General features: G+C 39.5%; 15 protein-coding genes. 10 read left to right on the plus strand and 5 right to left on the minus strand.

Annotation, left to right across the window (positions count from 1 at the left end; translation table 11 throughout):
- Nucleotides 1-242: 242 nt before the first annotated feature.
- A complete protein-coding gene (locus B9A18_RS24680) occupies nt 243-1307 on the plus strand; it encodes an IS110 family RNA-guided transposase (RefSeq protein ID WP_084289126.1) in 1065 nt (354 codons plus the stop codon).
- A gap of 394 nt (nt 1308-1701) precedes the next feature.
- On the plus strand, nt 1702-2178 hold the full coding sequence (locus B9A18_RS24685) for a GNAT family N-acetyltransferase (protein ID WP_084292559.1): 477 nt from the start codon (nt 1702-1704) through the stop codon (nt 2176-2178).
- 78 nt (nt 2179-2256) lie between these two features.
- Here the strand turns inward: B9A18_RS24685 and B9A18_RS24690 are convergent, their stop codons facing one another.
- Genes B9A18_RS24690 through B9A18_RS24700 form a run of 3 tightly spaced genes read right to left on the minus strand, consistent with a single transcriptional unit; the run spans nt 2257 to nt 3628 of the window.
- The gene (locus B9A18_RS24690) at nt 2257-3159 is read right to left on the minus strand and encodes an alpha/beta fold hydrolase (protein ID WP_084292561.1); all 903 of its coding nucleotides are present in this window, start codon (nt 3157-3159) and stop codon (nt 2257-2259) included.
- Nucleotides 3156-3305 carry an SRPBCC domain-containing protein gene (locus B9A18_RS24695; protein WP_084292563.1) on the minus strand — a complete coding sequence of 50 codons (150 nt, stop codon included), beginning with the start codon at nt 3303-3305 and terminating at the stop codon, nt 3156-3158. Before B9A18_RS24695 ends, B9A18_RS24690 begins: the two co-directional genes overlap by 4 nt.
- Before the next feature lie 5 nt (nt 3306-3310).
- Nucleotides 3311-3628: an ArsR/SmtB family transcription factor gene (locus tag B9A18_RS24700; protein ID WP_084292565.1), complete on the minus strand. Its 318-nt coding sequence runs from the start codon at nt 3626-3628 to the stop codon at nt 3311-3313.
- A gap of 223 nt (nt 3629-3851) precedes the next feature.
- Between B9A18_RS24700 and B9A18_RS24705 the strand changes: the two genes are divergently transcribed.
- The 5 genes from B9A18_RS24705 to B9A18_RS24725 all read left to right on the plus strand — a co-directional run bounded on the left by B9A18_RS24705 (nt 3852) and on the right by B9A18_RS24725 (nt 9499).
- Nucleotides 3852-5552, plus strand: a complete 1701-nt coding sequence (locus tag B9A18_RS24705; protein ID WP_084292567.1) for a peptide-N-glycosidase F-related protein — start codon at nt 3852-3854, stop codon at nt 5550-5552.
- 16 nt (nt 5553-5568) lie between these two features.
- Nucleotides 5569-7194 carry an alpha-L-fucosidase gene (locus B9A18_RS24710; protein ID WP_084292569.1) on the plus strand — a complete coding sequence of 542 codons (1626 nt, stop codon included), beginning with the start codon at nt 5569-5571 and terminating at the stop codon, nt 7192-7194.
- 97 nt (nt 7195-7291) lie between these two features.
- Nucleotides 7292-8065, plus strand: a complete 774-nt coding sequence (locus B9A18_RS24715; protein WP_084292571.1) for an endonuclease/exonuclease/phosphatase family protein — start codon at nt 7292-7294, stop codon at nt 8063-8065.
- Nucleotides 8066-8112: 47 nt separating this feature from the next.
- Nucleotides 8113-8652: a GNAT family N-acetyltransferase gene (locus B9A18_RS24720; RefSeq protein WP_084292572.1), complete on the plus strand. Its 540-nt coding sequence runs from the start codon at nt 8113-8115 to the stop codon at nt 8650-8652.
- Between the two features lie 34 nt (nt 8653-8686).
- A complete protein-coding gene (locus tag B9A18_RS24725; RefSeq protein ID WP_084292574.1) occupies nt 8687-9499 on the plus strand; it encodes a hypothetical protein in 813 nt (270 codons plus the stop codon).
- A 70-nt stretch (nt 9500-9569) separates the two neighbouring features.
- On the opposite strand, the gene B9A18_RS24730 is transcribed toward B9A18_RS24725, so the two are convergent.
- A complete protein-coding gene (locus B9A18_RS24730; protein ID WP_084292576.1) occupies nt 9570-10121 on the minus strand; it encodes a dihydrofolate reductase family protein in 552 nt (183 codons plus the stop codon).
- A 2-nt stretch (nt 10122-10123) separates the two neighbouring features.
- On the minus strand, nt 10124-11350 hold the full coding sequence (locus B9A18_RS24735) for an exo-beta-N-acetylmuramidase NamZ family protein (protein WP_084292577.1): 1227 nt from the start codon (nt 11348-11350) through the stop codon (nt 10124-10126).
- Nucleotides 11351-11667: 317 nt separating this feature from the next.
- On the opposite strand from B9A18_RS24735, the gene B9A18_RS24740 reads away from it, so the two are divergent.
- From B9A18_RS24740 to B9A18_RS24750, 3 genes are all read left to right on the plus strand, one after another.
- Nucleotides 11668-12252, plus strand: a complete 585-nt coding sequence (locus tag B9A18_RS24740) for an NADPH-dependent FMN reductase (protein WP_084292579.1) — start codon at nt 11668-11670, stop codon at nt 12250-12252.
- Between the two features lie 90 nt (nt 12253-12342).
- Entirely contained in the window at nt 12343-12621 is a 279-nt protein-coding gene (locus B9A18_RS24745; RefSeq protein WP_084292581.1) for a Rossmann-fold NAD(P)-binding domain-containing protein, read from the plus strand.
- 304 nt (nt 12622-12925) lie between these two features.
- Nucleotides 12926-18550 (plus strand): DUF8202 domain-containing protein (locus B9A18_RS24750; RefSeq protein WP_144009613.1); only part of this gene is annotated, 5625 nt, incomplete at its 3' end.

Below are 18550 nucleotides of genomic sequence, written 5' to 3' on the forward strand. Positions count from 1 at the left end.
TCTTTTATATTTACTGAGAATTTTAAAAAGGTCATTATATTGTTGTTATGCAAAATGTATTGACTGTTCGTGTGAGATCAATTCGGTCTTGGTAAGCTTCCAGCTATACCGTAAAAAAGGGATGATCCACACGATTTCATTCTCAGGAGTCTGAACAGTACTTAAGGCCGCTATAACGAGCCTGAATAAAACAAAAGGATAGACGAAGGAGGATTAAGTCGATACGATTTAAATTCTTGATTATGGCTATTACAAAACAATCAATTGGGATAGATATCTCAAAAACTAAATTTACTGCATGTCTATGTCAGCGTTTAGAGGACGGTAAATTAACGTTCTCAAAGTCTTTAGATTTTAGTAACGACACCAAGGGTTTTAATCAATTGCTACGGTGGGCGAAAAGCATTATTGTTGCTGGAACAGAGCTTGTATTCCTGATGGAAGCTACAGGTGTTTACTATGAACATTTGGCGCACCACCTTTACAAGATCAAGAAAACGGTTCACGTTGTGCTACCCAATACCTCAAAGCACTATTTTTCCAGCCTAAACATCAAGACAAAGACAGATGCAGTTGATGCGAGAATACTCAGCCAGTTTGGGATAGAGCGAATCCATAAGTCATGGGCTCCACCTCCTGCAGCATTGTTGCAGCTTAGGAATCTAACCCGGTATTATGTTCAACTGCAGGAGCAGAAAACTGCTCTTGGGAACATTAAGCATAGTAAGGATTGCTCACATGACATTCAAAATTTCATCATCAAAAGCAACAAGAAATTGATTGTCGAGATAGATAAAGAAATTGCAAAATGTCTAATTGAAATCAAGAAACTTCTAGAAGCCGACAGGGTTCTGAAGGAAAAAGTAAGAAAGTTGTTGACAATAAGAGGCGTCGGCCTTATTACTCTTGCTACAATTCTTGCTGAAACTATGGGTTTTAAGCAGTTTGGTAGCGTTAAGCAACTTGTGAGCTATTCAGGCTATGATGTTGTGCAAAGGGAATCTGGAACATCAATAAAGGGAAAGACAAGAATATCTAAGAAAGGAAATAGGTATATCAGGAATGCACTCTATTTTCCTGCAATGGTAGCATGCAGATACAATGAGTCATTAAAGGAAATCTACATGAGAATAAACCAGAAAAAAAGCTCTAAAATGGTAGGCCAAGTTGCTATACAGAGGAAATTACTAATTCTAATCTATACCCTTTGGAAAAATGATACTGAGTTTATGGAAAATTATAAAGGAAGTAGTCCCGATCCGATAATCGAGACTACACAAGATAGTTCAGTAGTTGAACTTCTTTAGATTACAAAAATACTTTTTTGTCTAAATATTTGGATTTTAAAACAGTACCTTTTTTTTAAAGGAATATTTGGATAACCATCTGATCAGCTGCTATCATTTAGGTCATTATTTTCAGGTGGATGGCAAACAGCTGCAAGAACAATACAAAGAGCATATTAGTGATTACAATGGTTGGGACCAAAAAGATCATGCAGATGAATGGAATCTGTGTCTATTAAAGTCAATATAACTGTGTTTGTATCTGTTTGAATTTTATTTCCATCTTTGTAGGACAGGCGATTAGCAAAGATAAAGTTTAACCTAAAAGTTATTTTGTTGCACCATTGCATAAGCTATCATCTGATGGTATTGGAAAAAAATACTGAATATTTAGTTGATGTCTAATCGAAATAGTATGGGAAAACTGACAAATAAAGAAGTAGAAATAATAGACTTTTCTAAAGACAATAAGGAGGCTATAAGAACACTAAACTACGAATGGCTAGAAAAATTCTTCCGCATCGAAGAAGGAGATAGGCTTTCTCTTTCGAATCCAAAAGAAGAGATCATCGATAAGGGTGGTTTTATTTTTTATGCGAAATTAGGGAATGATATAGTTGGTACGGCATCTCTGTTAAAGAAAAGCAACAACATATTCGAACTTGGAAAAATGGCGGTCAGTAATAAGGCGCAAGGATATGGAATTGGCACCCTGCTACTTGAACACGCCATTAAAGTAGCAAAATCTGAAAATGTCCAAAAGTTAGTTCTTTATTCAAATAAGCAGTTAGAACCAGCTTTACGGTTGTATCGGAAATATGGATTTGAAGAGGTTGCCTTAGAGCAGGGGCCTTATGAGCGGGCAGATATCAAGATGGAGAAGAATCTATAATTAAGGATTGTATAGATATCCAAATTTTTGGTTCTAAAGTAATCCGCACAATCCTTAATTTGCCTTTTGGTAAACTAATTATTGCTTTCTTTCCGATTTATCAAGGAAATTTTCAATCATTGGAATAACAAATTCTGCTTCTTTGGAATTAGATTTCAGTGTAGTAATTTCTCCAATATACTCACCATGAACGCCCGGAATGATTGCTAATTCAGAGCCCGTTATCTGTCTATGCATTTCAATAGCGTGTTCGGGAGTTATGACATCTTTATCGCCTATTATGATTAGCGTTTGGGCTTTAATAGATTTAATTTGCGCATCAGGAATGTCTTTAAAATTTACCATCCTTTTTGCATCCCTGTCATGCATTATTTGCAGGCCCTCTGGATTAGGTGTTACGGCTAGATAAGCATCTTTTAGCTCTTGGGGCATATTGGCCAGGTTCGCCTGTTTCATAAAATCCCAAAACTGTGCAGGCACCCCACTGCGTTTGCAAAGTGTAGAACACAAAACAATTTTATCAACTATATCAGGGTGACGGAGGGCTATTTGTATCGTTGTGGTTCCGCCATTACTGAAACCCAAAAAGTCTGCTTTGTCAATTTTCAAGTTCTTTAAAAGACCCCACACATCATCCGCATCCTGCTCAAAGGACGAGTCCTTACCTCTATCACTGGTTCTCCCGTGAGCTTGCAACTCCATAGCAATAATTTTTCTGTTTTTAGCAAGCATCTGAATTACCTGCCCAAAATTTGACTGAATAGTAGAACCACCACCATGAATCAAAACAAGTGGCTTGCCTTTTCCATAAATTTCGTAATATATTTTGATCCCGTTGACTTTCGAATACCCGCTTTTGAAAGTCAGGGTATCATATACTGCCTTGCTAATTTGATAATTGTTTTCTTTTGATTGGCTTAGGCTTTTGAACGATGATAATATCAGAAGTGCTAAAACAGTATATACGATTGTTCTTTTCATTTTTCAATGGTTTTAAATTCGATTGTACATCCATTTGGTGTATACCAGTGTTTTAGTTGTTCCGGATCTGTCCAGGCCTGGAATACTACTTCTCCGGGTGCGTCGAACACATGGGGAATGCGGAGTTCTTTTTTGTCTGAGTTCATATCTGTTATTGTTTTGTTTCTTTAAGGAATTTGTCGAGCTTTTCAAACCGCTGGTTCCATAGTTTACGGGATTCAGTTACCCAATCAGTAACCTCATCCAGCTGACCAAGCTGTGCTTCACAAACCTGTTCCCGTCCTTTTTGACTCATTGAGATTATGCCGCACTCGTTAAGGATCTTAATGTGTTTCGCGATTGCCTGTTTACTAATGCCAAAGTCTTCACCAATCTTGGTGATATTAAGCGGTCCATGAGACAACTTAAGAATAATCATTCTCCTGGTGGGGTCGGCAATTGCCTGAAAAACGTCTCTTCTTTCTATCATAATACAACCAAATGGTTGTCAAATATAAGAACAACCATTTGGTTGTCCAAATGTTTTTTTTAAAGTCGCCTTTCGCGTGAATTATAGAGTTATGGGAAAGAATTAGTTCATTTAGCAAAGACGGAAGAGGTAGCGCGGTATATTTTGCATAACATTTAGATAAAATAACAGAAGTTTCACTTTTAGTTTTTGATGATATTTACCGAAAGTTGAAATTTTGAATATGAAAAGATATCTATTGCTTTTATTAACTGGCATTTCATCGACAGGTTTAATGGCGCAAAAAAACGCTGATGTTCCTTTCCAATTACAGGGGACGGTTAATTTACCCAGTTACGATTCGGCCAATCGGGCAATTTATTTTACCTATCAAAAAAATGGAAAAGAGGCTTTAGATAGCGCGGTAATTAAAGACAATAAATTCAGTTTTAGAAGCACTGCTGATGTAGATATTAAAGCTTTATTACAATTTACTAAGCCAAAAACTTCACCAAATGTAGCAGCTGATCCTAATTCGTTAAGTCTGTATCTTTCTAAAGGATTGGTAAATATTAGTGCAAAAGGCTATTTGCGTAAATCCATAATCAGTGGATCTGTAGTAAACAATGATTATATGGCCTTTAAAAAGCCATACTTAAAGTTAGATACTTCATTGCGCTTATTAGGTTGGAAAAAAAAGCGGGTAAAAGCCGGAGATGCCATTCGTGAAAAAATCGTTGATGCAGAGATAGATAGTGTGAAAAACTTGAAACTTGCGCAATTATCGGAATTTTTATCGAAAAATATCACTAAACCTTATGCTGCCGAAGCCTTGCTAATTTATGTAAGCACTGATGGTTCTGCTTTCAACGTCAATAAAGCGCAGCAATTTTTTGATCAATTGCCGGCCAAACAAAAAACTACTACATTGGGTAAGGAGATCACAACTGCCTTATCTAAGTTAGCAGAGCAGATAGTAACCATTAATGTTTTAAAAAATGTTGATTTTTATGATGGTTATGCAGCAAAGGTAGCTCATCCGGTGGCTAAAGGTGTAACACGCATCAGTAATGCTGAGTACTTGCGTCAGCTTAGTCCAGCCGAAATAGATAAGATTGGTAAAACATTAAAAGTAAAAGTTACCATAAAATCGGGATGCGATAACTATGATAGAATTGGCCACGTGACTTTGGTTGTTATGCCAAAAGGTGAACAATTTAATTTAGAAAAAGGTGAGCAATTTGAACTTTTAAGGATCATGACACCGTTTATGTATCGTACTCGTCAGCCAGACCACATTCCTTACGAAGCACAGATAGACCAAATGGTTAGTACGATAAAACAAGCTGGAAAGGATGTTTATCTATTGACAGAGGTATTTGGTACAACAGGCGCCGGACAACGGGAGGTAATCGGTTGCGATGGTTCGTTGCTAACTTTTAATGTGTCTGTAGATTTAATCAGCGATAAAACGAAAGATTTGTCTACACAAAAGGGAATTTCATTATTAAGTTATTATAGTTTAGACGGCAAAGATAAAACTGCCGGGAAAAATAGTAAACAAGTAAGCTTCGAGCTACCTGACGACACTAAAACAACAGTTCTTTATCTCATTTCATCAGGACATGGAGCAGCCGAAGGTGGAGAAGAATACAATTGGAGAGAACATATAGTAGATCTGAACGGTAAAGAATATACCCGATTAGAAATGAGTCAAAATTGTGCACCTTTTGAGATGTATAACACGCAACCTAATGGTATTTATTTCGGCGACATTGGCAAAGAACGTCGTTCATGGTGCCCAGGCGGGCCGGTACCTACACGTATTATTAACCTCGGTCCACTGGCAAAAGGAAAGCATACTTTAAAAATATCAATCCCCGAGGCCGAATTTGAAAAAACAGATAGTAAGTATTATGTGTCGGCCTATTTGATAACACAATAAATTGAGGAAACTACAAATGAAAAAAAGACACTGGATTTTTTGTTCTGCAAATTTCAAATATACTTTATACTTGAGTTTGGCAGTTTTATTCTCGATTCCATCTTATGCACAGGAAAAGGAAAAGTCCTGGGAAGAGCTGAAAAAGGACTATGAGTTTCCGGCATGGTATACCGAAGCTCGTTTTGGAATTTGGCTGCATTGGGGAGGACAGTCTCAACCCGATAATGGAGGGGGATGGTATGCCCGTCACATGTATATGCAGGATGTAGGTGGCCAAACTTTCGGGAAAGATGCCTATGCCAATCAACTTAAACAGTATGGACATCCTTCCAAATTCGGTTACAAAGAAGTACTTCAGTCCTGGAAGGCCGAAAAATTAGATCCTAATGCTTTGATGAAATATTTCAAAGAAATGGGTGCTAAATATTTTATGGTTTTAGCTGTTCATCATGATCATTTTGACGATTTCAATTCGACTTATCAAAAATGGAATTCGGTAAATGTAGGTCCTAAAAGAGACATCGTCGGAGATTTTAGACAAGCTGCACGAAAATACAAGATGCCTTTCGCAGTAAGTTCACATGATGACCGTTATTTGAGTTGGTGGCTTTCGGCCTTTGGTTCGGATAAATCGGGGCCATTAAAAGGCGTTCCTTATGATGGAAATCTGACTAAAGAAGATGGGAAAGGTTTATGGTGGGATGGACTTGATCCAGCCGATTTGTATGGAATGCCACCGGCCAAAAGAACTCCTGAGTGGATTGCTGATATGAAAAAAACATGGGTATTGCGTCATAAGGAATTAGTAACAAAATACGATGTGGATATGATTTGGTATGACGGTTACGGCTTCCCTTATGGTGAGCCAGGAAAAGAGGTTTGCCGCACTTTATTTGAAAACAGCTTAAAGAAAAACGGTAAGATTATGGCTGTTGCAGCGGGTAAAATTTCTGAAGATGACGCTATTGTAAAAGATATTGAATGCGGAACCTCAAATGATATTAACCCAAAACCTTGGCAAGGTATTATTACCACTAGTAGTGGATGGTTCTATAAAAAGGACAGAGAAATGGTTCACAATGCGCGAACGATTATCGAAATGATGGCAGATGTAAATAGTAAAAATGGAAATTTATTGCTCAATGTAGAACTTTTACCTAACGGAAGCCTTTCTTCGGATGAAAAGGCAATTCTTGATGAAGTTGGAGCCTGGGTAAATAAAAACAGTGCAGCAATTTATGCAAGTAAACCCTGGAAAGTGTATGGCGATAATTTGAATTCGATTTTAAAACGTGCCACTAATATTGCCAATGCCGACTTGGAAGCATTGAAAAAACAAGCAGAATCTGAGCAGTTTAATCAGCGGACAATTAAAAGCCCACCTTACGGCAATGATGAAGTCAGATTTACAACTAAAGCTAACGTTTTGTATGTTTTTGTATTGAATCCAACCGAAGGTGAAATTGCACTTCCAACATTAGGTTTGAAATCAAATCAGTCACCAAATAAGATCAAGTCGATAAAAACGATGGATGGCAAAAAAGTAGCATTCAACCAAACAGACGAAAAATTGACATTTAAGGTTCCGGCCAATCGTCTTTCAAAATATGCAGCTGTTTTTGAAGTAAAAGGAGCATTGTAAGACGTTTTTATGCTTCTACGCGAAAAGGCAATAAGTTAACCTTGTAATAGAATTAACCGATAACAAAACATTATTTATTTTACCAATTATTTTCAAGATGAAAAAGCATTTCTTTAGTTACTTAACCTGTTTTCTTTTTTGCTGTTTTAGTTCAACTGTTTCAGCGCAGCGAATTAAGATATTAAGCTACAATATTCATCATGCCAATCCACCCAGCGAAAAAGGGCATGTAATTAATTTAGATACCATAGCTGCTATTATTAAAAAAACGAATGCCGACCTTGTTGGTTTACAGGAAATAGATGTCAATCTGGGTAGATCTAAAAATGTGGATCAAGCAAAAAAGCTTGCCGAATTGACTGGAATGCACTACTTCTTTTCAAAAGGAATCAATCTGGATAAAGGGGAATATGGAACAGTCATTCTTTCAAAATATCCAATTATCAGGTCTGAACGTTTTGAACTGCCCTCACCGGTTAAAAGCGAATTAAGAAGCCTTGCTGTGATTGAGGTCAAAATCAAAGGTAAAACCATAAAATTTGCCAATACCCACCTCGATTTGAACGAAGAGAATAGACTTGAACAATGTGCATTTATTTTAGATAAATTTAAAAATGATAAAGGCCTGGTCGTTTTTGTTGGAGATTTAAATGCTGAGCCTGAGGAAGCTCCCATCAAGAATTTGACTCAAGTATTCACAAAAAGTCAGATTCCAAATGGACTTACTATTCCAGAAGTTAATCCTAAAAAAGAAATTGACTTTATCATGGTCAATAAGCCTCGTCAATATAAGTTTGAACATCACCAGGTGTTGAAAGAAACATATGCTAGTGATCATCGACCAGTTTATGTTGAAATAGTTGGAAAATAAGAGGAGGTACCATACAACTATGTATTTTGCTATCTTAATCCGCAACCATGAGGCATCCCAACTTTTCAAAATTCCCAACATTAACGACCAGTAGATTGATACTCAGAAAGCTTTCATTAAACGACGCCGCAGTAATTTACCAGCTGCGTTCTGATATTGAAGTGACTAGTTTGATAGGTAAAAAGCCCTTTACGAGTTTGGATGAAGCAACTGCGCACATTAAAAGGATTGAAAATCTTATAAATAATAACGAATGTATACTTTGGGGAATATCTTATCAAGATTCCAAGGCATTGATAGGTGCAATTTGTCTTTGGAATTTTGACATACCAGCTGAAACCGTGGAGATTGGATATGAATTGCTCCCGGAGTTTCAGAAGAAAGGTATTATGGCAGAAGCTGTTGCACGTATACTGGAATATGGATTTGATACGATGGGTGCAAAAACAATTGTGGCATTTCCGTCCGCTAAGAACCCAGCTTCAGTTACGTTGCTTGAAAAAGCAGGCTTTAAATTGGCTCCTGGTAACTTTAAACATATACACACGGATGTTGAGGCGATGCTGACTTATGTAATTTCTAAATAATATTTCTATCTTCGCTCTCAAATTAACGTTATAAATGCATATCATTCAGGTCTCAAAATCAGTAGCATTATCAAAATCGAATTTCAGAAACATGTTCCGCCTTGCCTTAATTACAGGCGTGTTTATAGTTTGTTTTACCAGCTGTAAAAAGGGTGGTATCAGCGGGGTTGAAGTTGAACCTGTTCCTAACACCAAGCAAATAAGTCTATCCGACAGCATCTATTTTGAAGTAGATGGAAAGGTTTATACTGCAAATAGTGTATTTTCAATGGGCATAGGAAATAGCGGTGCAAATATGAGGTTCTTGGATGCTCCTGTAGCGGGGAGGAAGAATTGGGGGACGTTGGGTGGCAAGTCTTATTACGCGTCCGTTGATTCTATTTATCTTAGTTATGGGAAATCTTTTTCAGGTCCAAATGACTACGGTAACCTACATATATCATTCGGTAAAGGATTTCAGGTGAAGGATTTAAATTATATAGGGGCTATGTGGTATGCAAAAGATATCAGAAATATGCTTGACAAAGGTAAGCAGGAATTCGCAATAGACTATCAAAGTACCAATTCGATTGACGGCGTTTCTTTTGTTGTAGATAGGCTTGGTAGGACCGGTAGGCCGGAATTTAGTTTTGACGATTCCTCTGATAGCTCTCTGCAAGATGATGCTCATTTCGAGATTACCGAAAAAGAACAAGTTGATAAGGATAGGTATCGTATATCTGCCAGGTTTGAGATGAATCTTTACGATGATAAGGGTAAGAAGTACCGTGCTACTAAAGGCTTTCTAAGACTTAATGTCTTTAGGTTTTTTTGGCAGACAGATCTTTTTTCAGGGAGCGCACGATAGGAAGAAATTAAAACTAATCCGCTGAGACGGGAATAACTAAAGCCTTAGAGAAATCTAAGGCTTTTTGCATTTATTCCTTAATGTAATGAAGTGCTACAGATCCTGATTTAAGCACCTTCGATTCCACCAGTTTTAAGTTTAACCGCTCCACAAGGTTGATGTCATCAAACAGCCGTCTTCCTTGCCCTACAATGACAGGATGAACGACAATGTAAAATTCATCAACTAAGCCAAGCGCTACTAATTGCGAAGGCAGGCTTACACCTCCAATTGAAATTTTCTTACCTGGTTGCTGTTTCAGTTTTAAAACTTCCTCCGCGAGGTTATCACGAATAATCCTCGTATTCCCCTCAACACTGTGTAATGATTTGGAAAAAACAATTTTGTCGATTGCATTGAATGTTTGTGCAAATTCATTCTCTGTTTTTGTCCCGGACTGGCTTTTTGCTACATCAGGCCAATAAGGCACCATTAGTTGATAAGTTATGCGTCCGTAGACGATCAGATCAACGTCCCGCATGAGGTCTGTAAAGTATTCGTGAATATCTGCTGTGCCATTACCTTTGGTATGGTCACAGCAGCCATCTGCAGTCAGATTGATTCCATAGATAATATTTCTCATAATCAAGGATATAGTAGGTACTTCGCCCGTGTCGCCTTAAACTTCTGCAATCCGGGTTCCCAGCTTTTTCTGATGTCCGCTTCCGATACTCCCGCTATGATCTGTTTTCTCAATTGATCGGTACCTATGCGCAGATCAAAAGGGGATACACCATTACTTCGTTCCTCATTGAAGAAATTAGCTTTATCCGGATAGGCATTGTATAATTCAATTAACCACGATAAATCAATTTGGCGGCTCTTCCGAAGCTTTTTAATATCATATTTGCGAAGGTCAAGGCCGTAACAAACGGCGTCTTTTTGATTTGGTCGCTCACTCATTCCGGGTATACTTACCGGTTTGTATGAAAATGAATACTTGTCTTTCAATTTGGGTGCTCCCAATATAGTAAATGGCATATAAGTTCCCCGGCCCTCATTGATAGCAGTTCCTTCAAACATACATAAGCTCGGGAAAAGCATCACAGCCTGCTGTGTATTTAAATTCGGTGAGGGATTTACCGGTAAAACATAAGGCATATCATGATCATAGTTGGCAACTTTTATAATCTTTATTATGCATTGTTGTTTCAGGTATCCTTCACCGTTAAGGTATTGTGCAAATTCACCGATAGTCATGCCATGCGTCATGGGTGTATAATGGATCCCTATGGCAGATTTATATTTATCCTCAGTCATAACCGGCCCGTCTACTACATAAGCGTTAGGATTAGGCCTGTCAAGAATTAGCAGCTCTTTGTTGTTTTCTGCACAGGCATCCATTACATACTCAAGCGTATTGATATTCGTATAATAGCGGCAGCCCACATCCTGAATATCAAAGACCATAAGGTCGATATCCGCCAGCTGTGCTTTTGTTGGTTTCTCATTCTTGCCATATAAAGAGATGATTGGAATGCCGGTTTTAGCATCTATCTCATTGCTCACCACAGCTCCATTACTGGCATTGCCTCTAAAACCATGCTCAGGTCCAAACACTTTTACAATTTTAATTCCAAGGCTTACTAAACTGTCTACGCTGCTTATGTTGCCGATTATGGAACTCTGATTTGCAACCAGGCCAATTCGTTTTCCTTTTAGATAAGGCAAATATTTTTCAGTCTGGTCGGCACCTGTGATAATTCCCGACCTCTTGGATATACTTTGTTTTGACGATGCAATTTGTGCGGTACTTTTAATGTTGCTGATCGCCAGAAGTGTTAAAAAAAGTATAGAAATAAATCTCATCATTTTTCGAAGGTTTATAATTTCTTTATACCATTAGTCCTAAGCAGAATCTCCAAAGCACAAGTGTTAAGTTAGTAAAATAATTCGATGTCATTCTCTTACTTTTTGCCAATAATTCAATATTCCCAGGCATTCATTGCACTGGTAGCTTGTTTTCTGATTTTCAGGAAGTTTTTTCTGCCAAAATGATTAAACACTATCCATAAAAAAACGAAAAAGGTAGTTCATAATTAGAACCAGGTCGATGGATGTCAACCTGGTTTTTTGATTTTTCGCGTTTTATAGAATGAGTATATTTGAATCTAAATCTACGTAAGGCTATGAAGACAAAAATGAAAATATTGGCTATTTCAGGAAGTACAAGAAAGGCTTCCTCCAATCTTAACCTTATAAAAGCAGTTGCCGACTTGGCATCGGAAGATTTTATCATAAGTGTTTTCGAGGGCTTGTCAGAACTTCCACATTTTAATCCAGATTTGGACGATGAAAATGTCCCTCATCAGGTAACTGATTTTCGCAAGCAATTAAGCGAGGCTGATGGCGTTTTATTCTGCACGCCAGAATACGCTATTGGAGTGCCAGGAACATTAAAAAATGCAATCGATTGGACAGTTTCTTCCATGGATTTTTCTCAAAAACCCGTTGCTCTTATCACTGCTTCACTATCAGGAGAGAAAGCACATCTTTCACTTTTAGGGACACTTCTTATTATAGAAGCCAAAATGACAACGGATACACAACTCTTGATCTCATTCGTTAAAACCAAAGTAAGTAATGATGGGAAAATAAATGATGAGCAAACCTTGCACAGTATAAATAAGTTAATAAATTCTTTAAAAGAAGTAATTAGCAATGATAAGCAAGAACTGCTTTCTGCGCCAATTCTTATGAATGAAGGTGTCTAATCTAAAATAATAGTAAGAAATCCAAAAAAGGTCAATGATACCGATACACTGTTTGCGTAAACCTGGCATTTATCCATAGACGAGAACAGGATGTCGTTTAAGGACTTTATCACATTGGCATCGGAAGTTTATGGGAGAAAACTGGAATATCATGTTATCCCAAAATTTATCCTGAAAATTGGTGCTGTCTTCAGCAAACGGTTAAGTGAGCTGCAGGAGCTTTTGCCAAGATATGCCCATGATAATATATTTGACGTTTCGAAGTTCAAGAAGCGCTTTCCTGAATTCAGGATAACGACTTTTAGAGAAGGGATTGAGCAAATAAAGGCAGAACAGGAAACCGTCCGCCAAGAACCCAACCTTGGTTAAATTGCTTGTTACGAAACTATTCTATCAGAAGTAAATATTAATTTCTATAGTTTAATGTCGATTTGGCTTGTGCAATTATTATTACTTCTATTTATTATTTTATTAATACTATTTATTATTATTACAAGAGGAAAATTGATTCAAATTATTGATTAATATTGCCAATTATTATAGTTACTGGAAAACTTCAAATTTAGTAATGTTGATTCTGATTTAAAACGCTTGTCTAATCCTAATTAGTTATATAGTATAATGCGCTTCTTTTACCCATTCTAAGTGCTATTTAGTAAATTAATGTTCTACTATGAGGAAAAAATACTCATTTCATATTATTGTTTTTTTAGTGTTATTGATGTCTGCAGAGACATTAAACGCCCAGACTCCCGGAGGAGTAAGCACTAATCTGAAATTTTGGCTCAAGGCCGATGCCGGGGTAACAGGAACGAATGTATCGGCATGGGCTGATCAGGCAGGTAACGGGATAAATTTTACCCAAGCTACTGCTGGTTCCCAACCGCTGTTAATAAATAATTCTATTAACAATCACCCAGCAGTTAACTTTACCAACGACGTAATGAACTATGCGGGCGGTATTACGGGTACCGGTAGCATTAGTGATGTAAATATTTATTCTGTAATCAGGGTTAATAATTCAGCAGGTAATACTACTTTGTTAAACCAGGTTGTACCTGGGGGAGCCTTTTCTATATTTCTACCTTTTTCCAGTAATGGACTTGTGTACTGGCGCCCTAAAGCCCCAGATCTAACCTTCCCATTTGCTAATATCCCAAATAATACACAGCCGCATATTTACAGTTTTAATGCAAGTACAACAGCAGGACAGACACACGGTGGTACTATAAAAAATGCGATAATTTCTGATGGAAAAGTACTGGCCGCCGGAACCACGATGACGAGCTTTACGGGTGGTGCCAATAATATCACCTTAGGAAATGCTATGGTAAATGATGATATAGCCGAAGTAATTGGCTATACAGGCCCGGTAAACGCAGCTCAAAACAACCAGATACAAAGTTATCTGGCACTCAAATATGGTATTACCTTGGATCAAACTGTGGCATCCAACTATGTAAATAGTTCGGGTGTGATATGGTATCCTAGTGCCACCTCAAACAGCGGTTTTGCCAAAGACGTAACTGGTATTGTCAGAGATGACGGATCCGGCTTAAATCAAACCGATTCAAGAAGTATAAATATAGGTTCTGTGGTGACGATTGAAAGTCCTGCCGCATTAAATAACGGCGACTATTTCATAGCCGGTGATAATGGTGCTTCAATTGATTTGCGATCTTCGGATGTCCCTGCCGGTTATGGTAAGCGTTTACAACGGGTGTGGCGGGTCAGTAAATCTGCTGGTGTAACGTCAGTTGATCTTAAATTTGATTTGAACATCATCGCAGAATTATTGTTATCAACCAGCAATTTAAGCAATGTTGCTTTATTGGTTAATAACAGCAACAGCTTTGCTGCATCAACACCGGTCACTGGAACGCTATCAGGTAAAACTCTTGAATTTACTGGGGTAACTTTAAATGATGGTGATTATTTTACCCTTAATGTCGGAGACCAAATTATTCCTACAACATATGACTTTGAGTTTTGGTTTGGGGTACCGTCTTGGAATACTACTTATTTTACGCCTCAGAAACTGCACTTGACAGGCGTTTCCGATACCCAAAGTGCTGCTTACGTCATTGATATGCCTGCCGATCCAAGTTTTACCCCAATCACGGGTTTTGTAGCTCCTAATACAGCCAAAATAATTGATATGTCATCACTGATCAACTCTATTGCGGTAAAACCGGCTAATACAATTCAAAATAAAGGCCTCAGAATTCGGGTAAATGGGCAGATGGGAGCCTATTATGCCAATGAGAATGATGCTAATTATGGTACAATGCCACTTCGTGGTCCCAACGGCTTGGGGACTTCCTTTATTATTCCAGGTCAGGACACTTTTACTAATACGTTAGTTTGGGGAGCAGCAAGCAGTATGTTTGTGGTTACAGCAACACAGAATAATACGATAGTAACCATTACCCCTAGCCAAGCCATCGTGGGGCATGGGGCGAACGTTCCTTTTACAATTACGCTCAATCAAGGGCAAAGTTATTCCGCCCAGGCTTCGGTATCAACCGGAAATCATCTCTCGGGAAGTTTTGTTAGTAGTACGAAGCCGGTTGTCGTTACCTATATGGATGATTTACTGGGATATGGAACTTCTGCAGATAATGCGGGAGACCAATTGGTACCAGTGGCCAAGCTTGGCTTGGAGTACGTCCACTTACGTGCCAATCTTAATACTGGTGGAGAATTGGCTTATATTTTTGGTTCCGAAGACGGGACTACTGTTACTATTTTTGACGGGACCACTACTACAACTTTAGTGGTCAACAAAGGCGGCTTCGTCAAGCATTTACTGCCTGTTGGGAAAAATGCTGCCAGCATTATCGCCGATAAACCTGTTATGGTCTATAAAATAGGGGGATACGCCACAGAATTAGGCGGAGGCATACTTACCCCCATTGGCGACTGTAAAGGAACAAAAGCGATTGCCTTCCAGTATCCGACTGCAGCTTCGCAAGCAACTTTTAGCTTTGTAGCACCAGACGCCATTGTAGGCGGATTTACACTAAATGGAAATAGTACCATAATCCAGGCGTTCGATTTTACATCCATTCCTGGGATTCCCGGTTGGAAATACTGCATAAAAACCGTAACGGGTGTTTTTACACCTGGGGAGGTTGTAAGCATAAAAAACACCTCGGGTAAATTCTATTTTTATCAAAATGCAGCAACTCCAGGTGGAGGAGATTACAGCAATTTTTCCGATTTTGGGAATGTGGTATTGTTTCCAACTGTAACTCATGTTTGTGGTTCTAATACTATCACATTAAATAGTGGGGCGATTCCCTTTAACGTAAACATATCGGGTTATAGCTGGTCTGGGCCCAATGGTTTTACAAGCACCCTTGCCAATCCGGTAATTACGAATCCTACCGCAGCAAATATAGGTACCTATACGGTAACGGTTACAGATGAAAATAACTGTACTTATACTGAAAAAATAATTGTCGACCTTCCTGTTACTTCTGTAGTTGTCACTCCAACGCCCTCAGCACCTTGTATAGGGTCTACTGTACAGTTTACCTCTGTACCGACGCTAGCCGAAGCAGTTCCAGCCAGTATTCTTTGGTCGGGCCCCAATGGCTTTACCAGCACCCAGGCTAACTTTGAGATTACCGGCATCACTGCCGCTCAGGCAGGCACATATACCTGTACCTATACGGATAAATATGGTTGTATAGTGTCAAAAAGTACTACCATTACGGTAAGTCCTTCTGTGGTGTCTTCTTTTACAATAGGTGGCCAATATAAAATAAGCTGTGCTAATCCCTCCGTTACCCTCAATGTCACCGGATTTACTCCTGGTATTAAATATGAAGCTTTCAATCCTTATGACGCTCCTACTTTGTTTGCAAGTTCTAATTTTTCGGTAATTACGCAGGGTTTTTATAATCAACAACCCAATAGTTCAGGTATAGCTACACAAATGAATCTTGCAGGACTTACTGGTATTACAGGGGCTTCTACGGCTTACGGAGTAAAATATAAAGGTTTTATTAACATTACCACTGCCGGAAATTATACTTTTTATACCAATAGTAAGGATGGCAGCACTTTATCTGTAGACGGTTCATTGCTCATCAGCAATGATGGAAGCCATGCCTTAACGGAGGTAGCCTCAACAGCGGTTAGTCTTTCTGCAGGTTATCATGCTATTACGGTAAACTATTTTAACGGTTCGGTAGGTACAGCGGCTTTGACCGTTTCTTATTCGGGACCTTCAATTGCCAAACAAGCCATACCGGCCAGTGTATTATTTTATGCAGGGGGAACTCCACCGGCACTTACCTATGATTGGAGTACCGGAGATTTGAATACCAGCAGTATAACTGTAAGTACTCCCGGCACTTATACTGTGACTGGTTCCAATGGAGGTTGTAGCTCTGTGACTAGTTTTGAAGTGATAAGTATCGACAGTTACGATTATAGTGATGCAAATACCCCCTGGCCGGTGGCGCAGGCTAAAATAATCAGCTGTGTTGTTGCCGGGGTGCCATCAGGTTCCAATGGAGCAGTATGGGCGGGAACAGGCATCAGCGTCGAATCTGCGCCTTTGAGAAATGCGGATGCTTCTGCCGATACTTTTGATGACGGACTTCTCGGCCCGACAACTTCAGGAGGTCCTTTTAATGTGCGACTAAGCAGCAATACTCCCGGAACTACGGTGCATTATGGATTGTGGTTCGACTGGAACAATAATGGGAATTTTGCTGATGATGTAGACGGTAACGGCAACCCCGCGTTTTACAATGGCAGCGCAATAGCCGGTACGAGCGTACCCATCACAGTGCTTCAGCCAGCAGGTGCTGCTATGCTGTATAAAACCAGGCTTGTCGTTACCGATATCCCGGTAGTTTTTACGGCTTTTGATGATATATTCGCAAACGGTGAGGTTGAGGATTACAATTCCATATTATCACTGACCGGAAGCGTTTTTGATGATGGCAACGGCCTGGCAGGAAGCCCTGCCAATATGGTAAATGGCACCGGCACCAATGCAGGCGGGCTTACAGCAATATTGGTTAACAGTGGAGGTACCGTGGTAGCAAATGCTGCAGTTGCCGGCAATGGCGTCTACAGTTTCTCGTCACTGGCGCCAGATACCTACAGCATTGTATTGAGCACCACAGCCGGAACCATTGGCGCCGTAGCCCCGGGCTCAAGCTTACCTTCGGGCTGGGCCAATACAGGAGAGAACCTTGGAACAGCAGCTGGTCATGATGGTACCGTAAATGGTATTTTAACAGGTGTTACCTTAAACAACGCCAGCGTAACCAATGCTAATTTTGGAATCAACAGCCGTCCAACTGCTAATGCTGTATCGGTATGCGGGGTAGATCCCGGAGGTGTCGCACAGGTAAGTGCACCTATTTTGACGGGCGCTGATCTTGAAGATGGAGCCTATAATGGCAGCAGCAGTACCAATACGGTAACGATAATAACCTTACCTGTTAATGGTGTGCTCTATTATAATTTAGTTTCAGTAACAGCCGGACAAATTATTCCCAATTACAATCCCAACCTGCTTACCGTAGACCCCGATCCTGGTGCTAATATCCTGACCTTTACCTATACTGAAACAGATGCGGCAGGGTTGATAAGTTTACCGGCAACCGCTACAGTTTCATTGGCCTATGCAGGAGCTGATCAATCAGCAAATCTGGGTGGAAGCGCTACCATGGGCGCGGCGGGTACAGGAGTCTGGACGGCTCAGGGCGATAACCCGGGCACAGCAATAATAACAACACCTACCGACCCTAACACTACAATCACAGGTTTTTCGGCATTGGGTACTTATAATTTCATTTGGACCAACAGCAATGGCTGTAGCGATGCAGCTAAAGTCAATGTACCAACAGCATCCCTGATCGAGGCTAATGATGATTCGGGAAGTTCTGTTAACGGGGCTGCCGGCGGTGTGGCTTTTACCAATGTATTGAGCAACGACAAACTGAATGGAGTTGCCTTTGCCTCATCAATGGTGAATATATCCTTCGTTAGCTCAACTATTCCGGGTATAACCCTTTCAGGGACGAATGTGGTAGTTGCTCCCAATACCCCCTTAGGGAATTATACATTGGTATATCGAATATGTGAAGTTATAAATTCGACAAATTGTGATATAGCCACTGTTACGGTTCCTGTATCAGCTGTTGCAATAGATGCCATAGATGATGATTACACAACAACTCCTGTTAATGGGGCAAGCGGTGGTGTAACCGCCTCGGTGCTGGACAATGACCTGCTGAACGGCGTCATCCTCACTCCATCGGCAGTTACC

Origin of the sequence: Pedobacter nyackensis (genome assembly GCF_900176505.1) — a bacterium.
Classification (GTDB): Bacteria; Bacteroidota; Bacteroidia; order Sphingobacteriales; family Sphingobacteriaceae; genus Pedobacter; species Pedobacter nyackensis.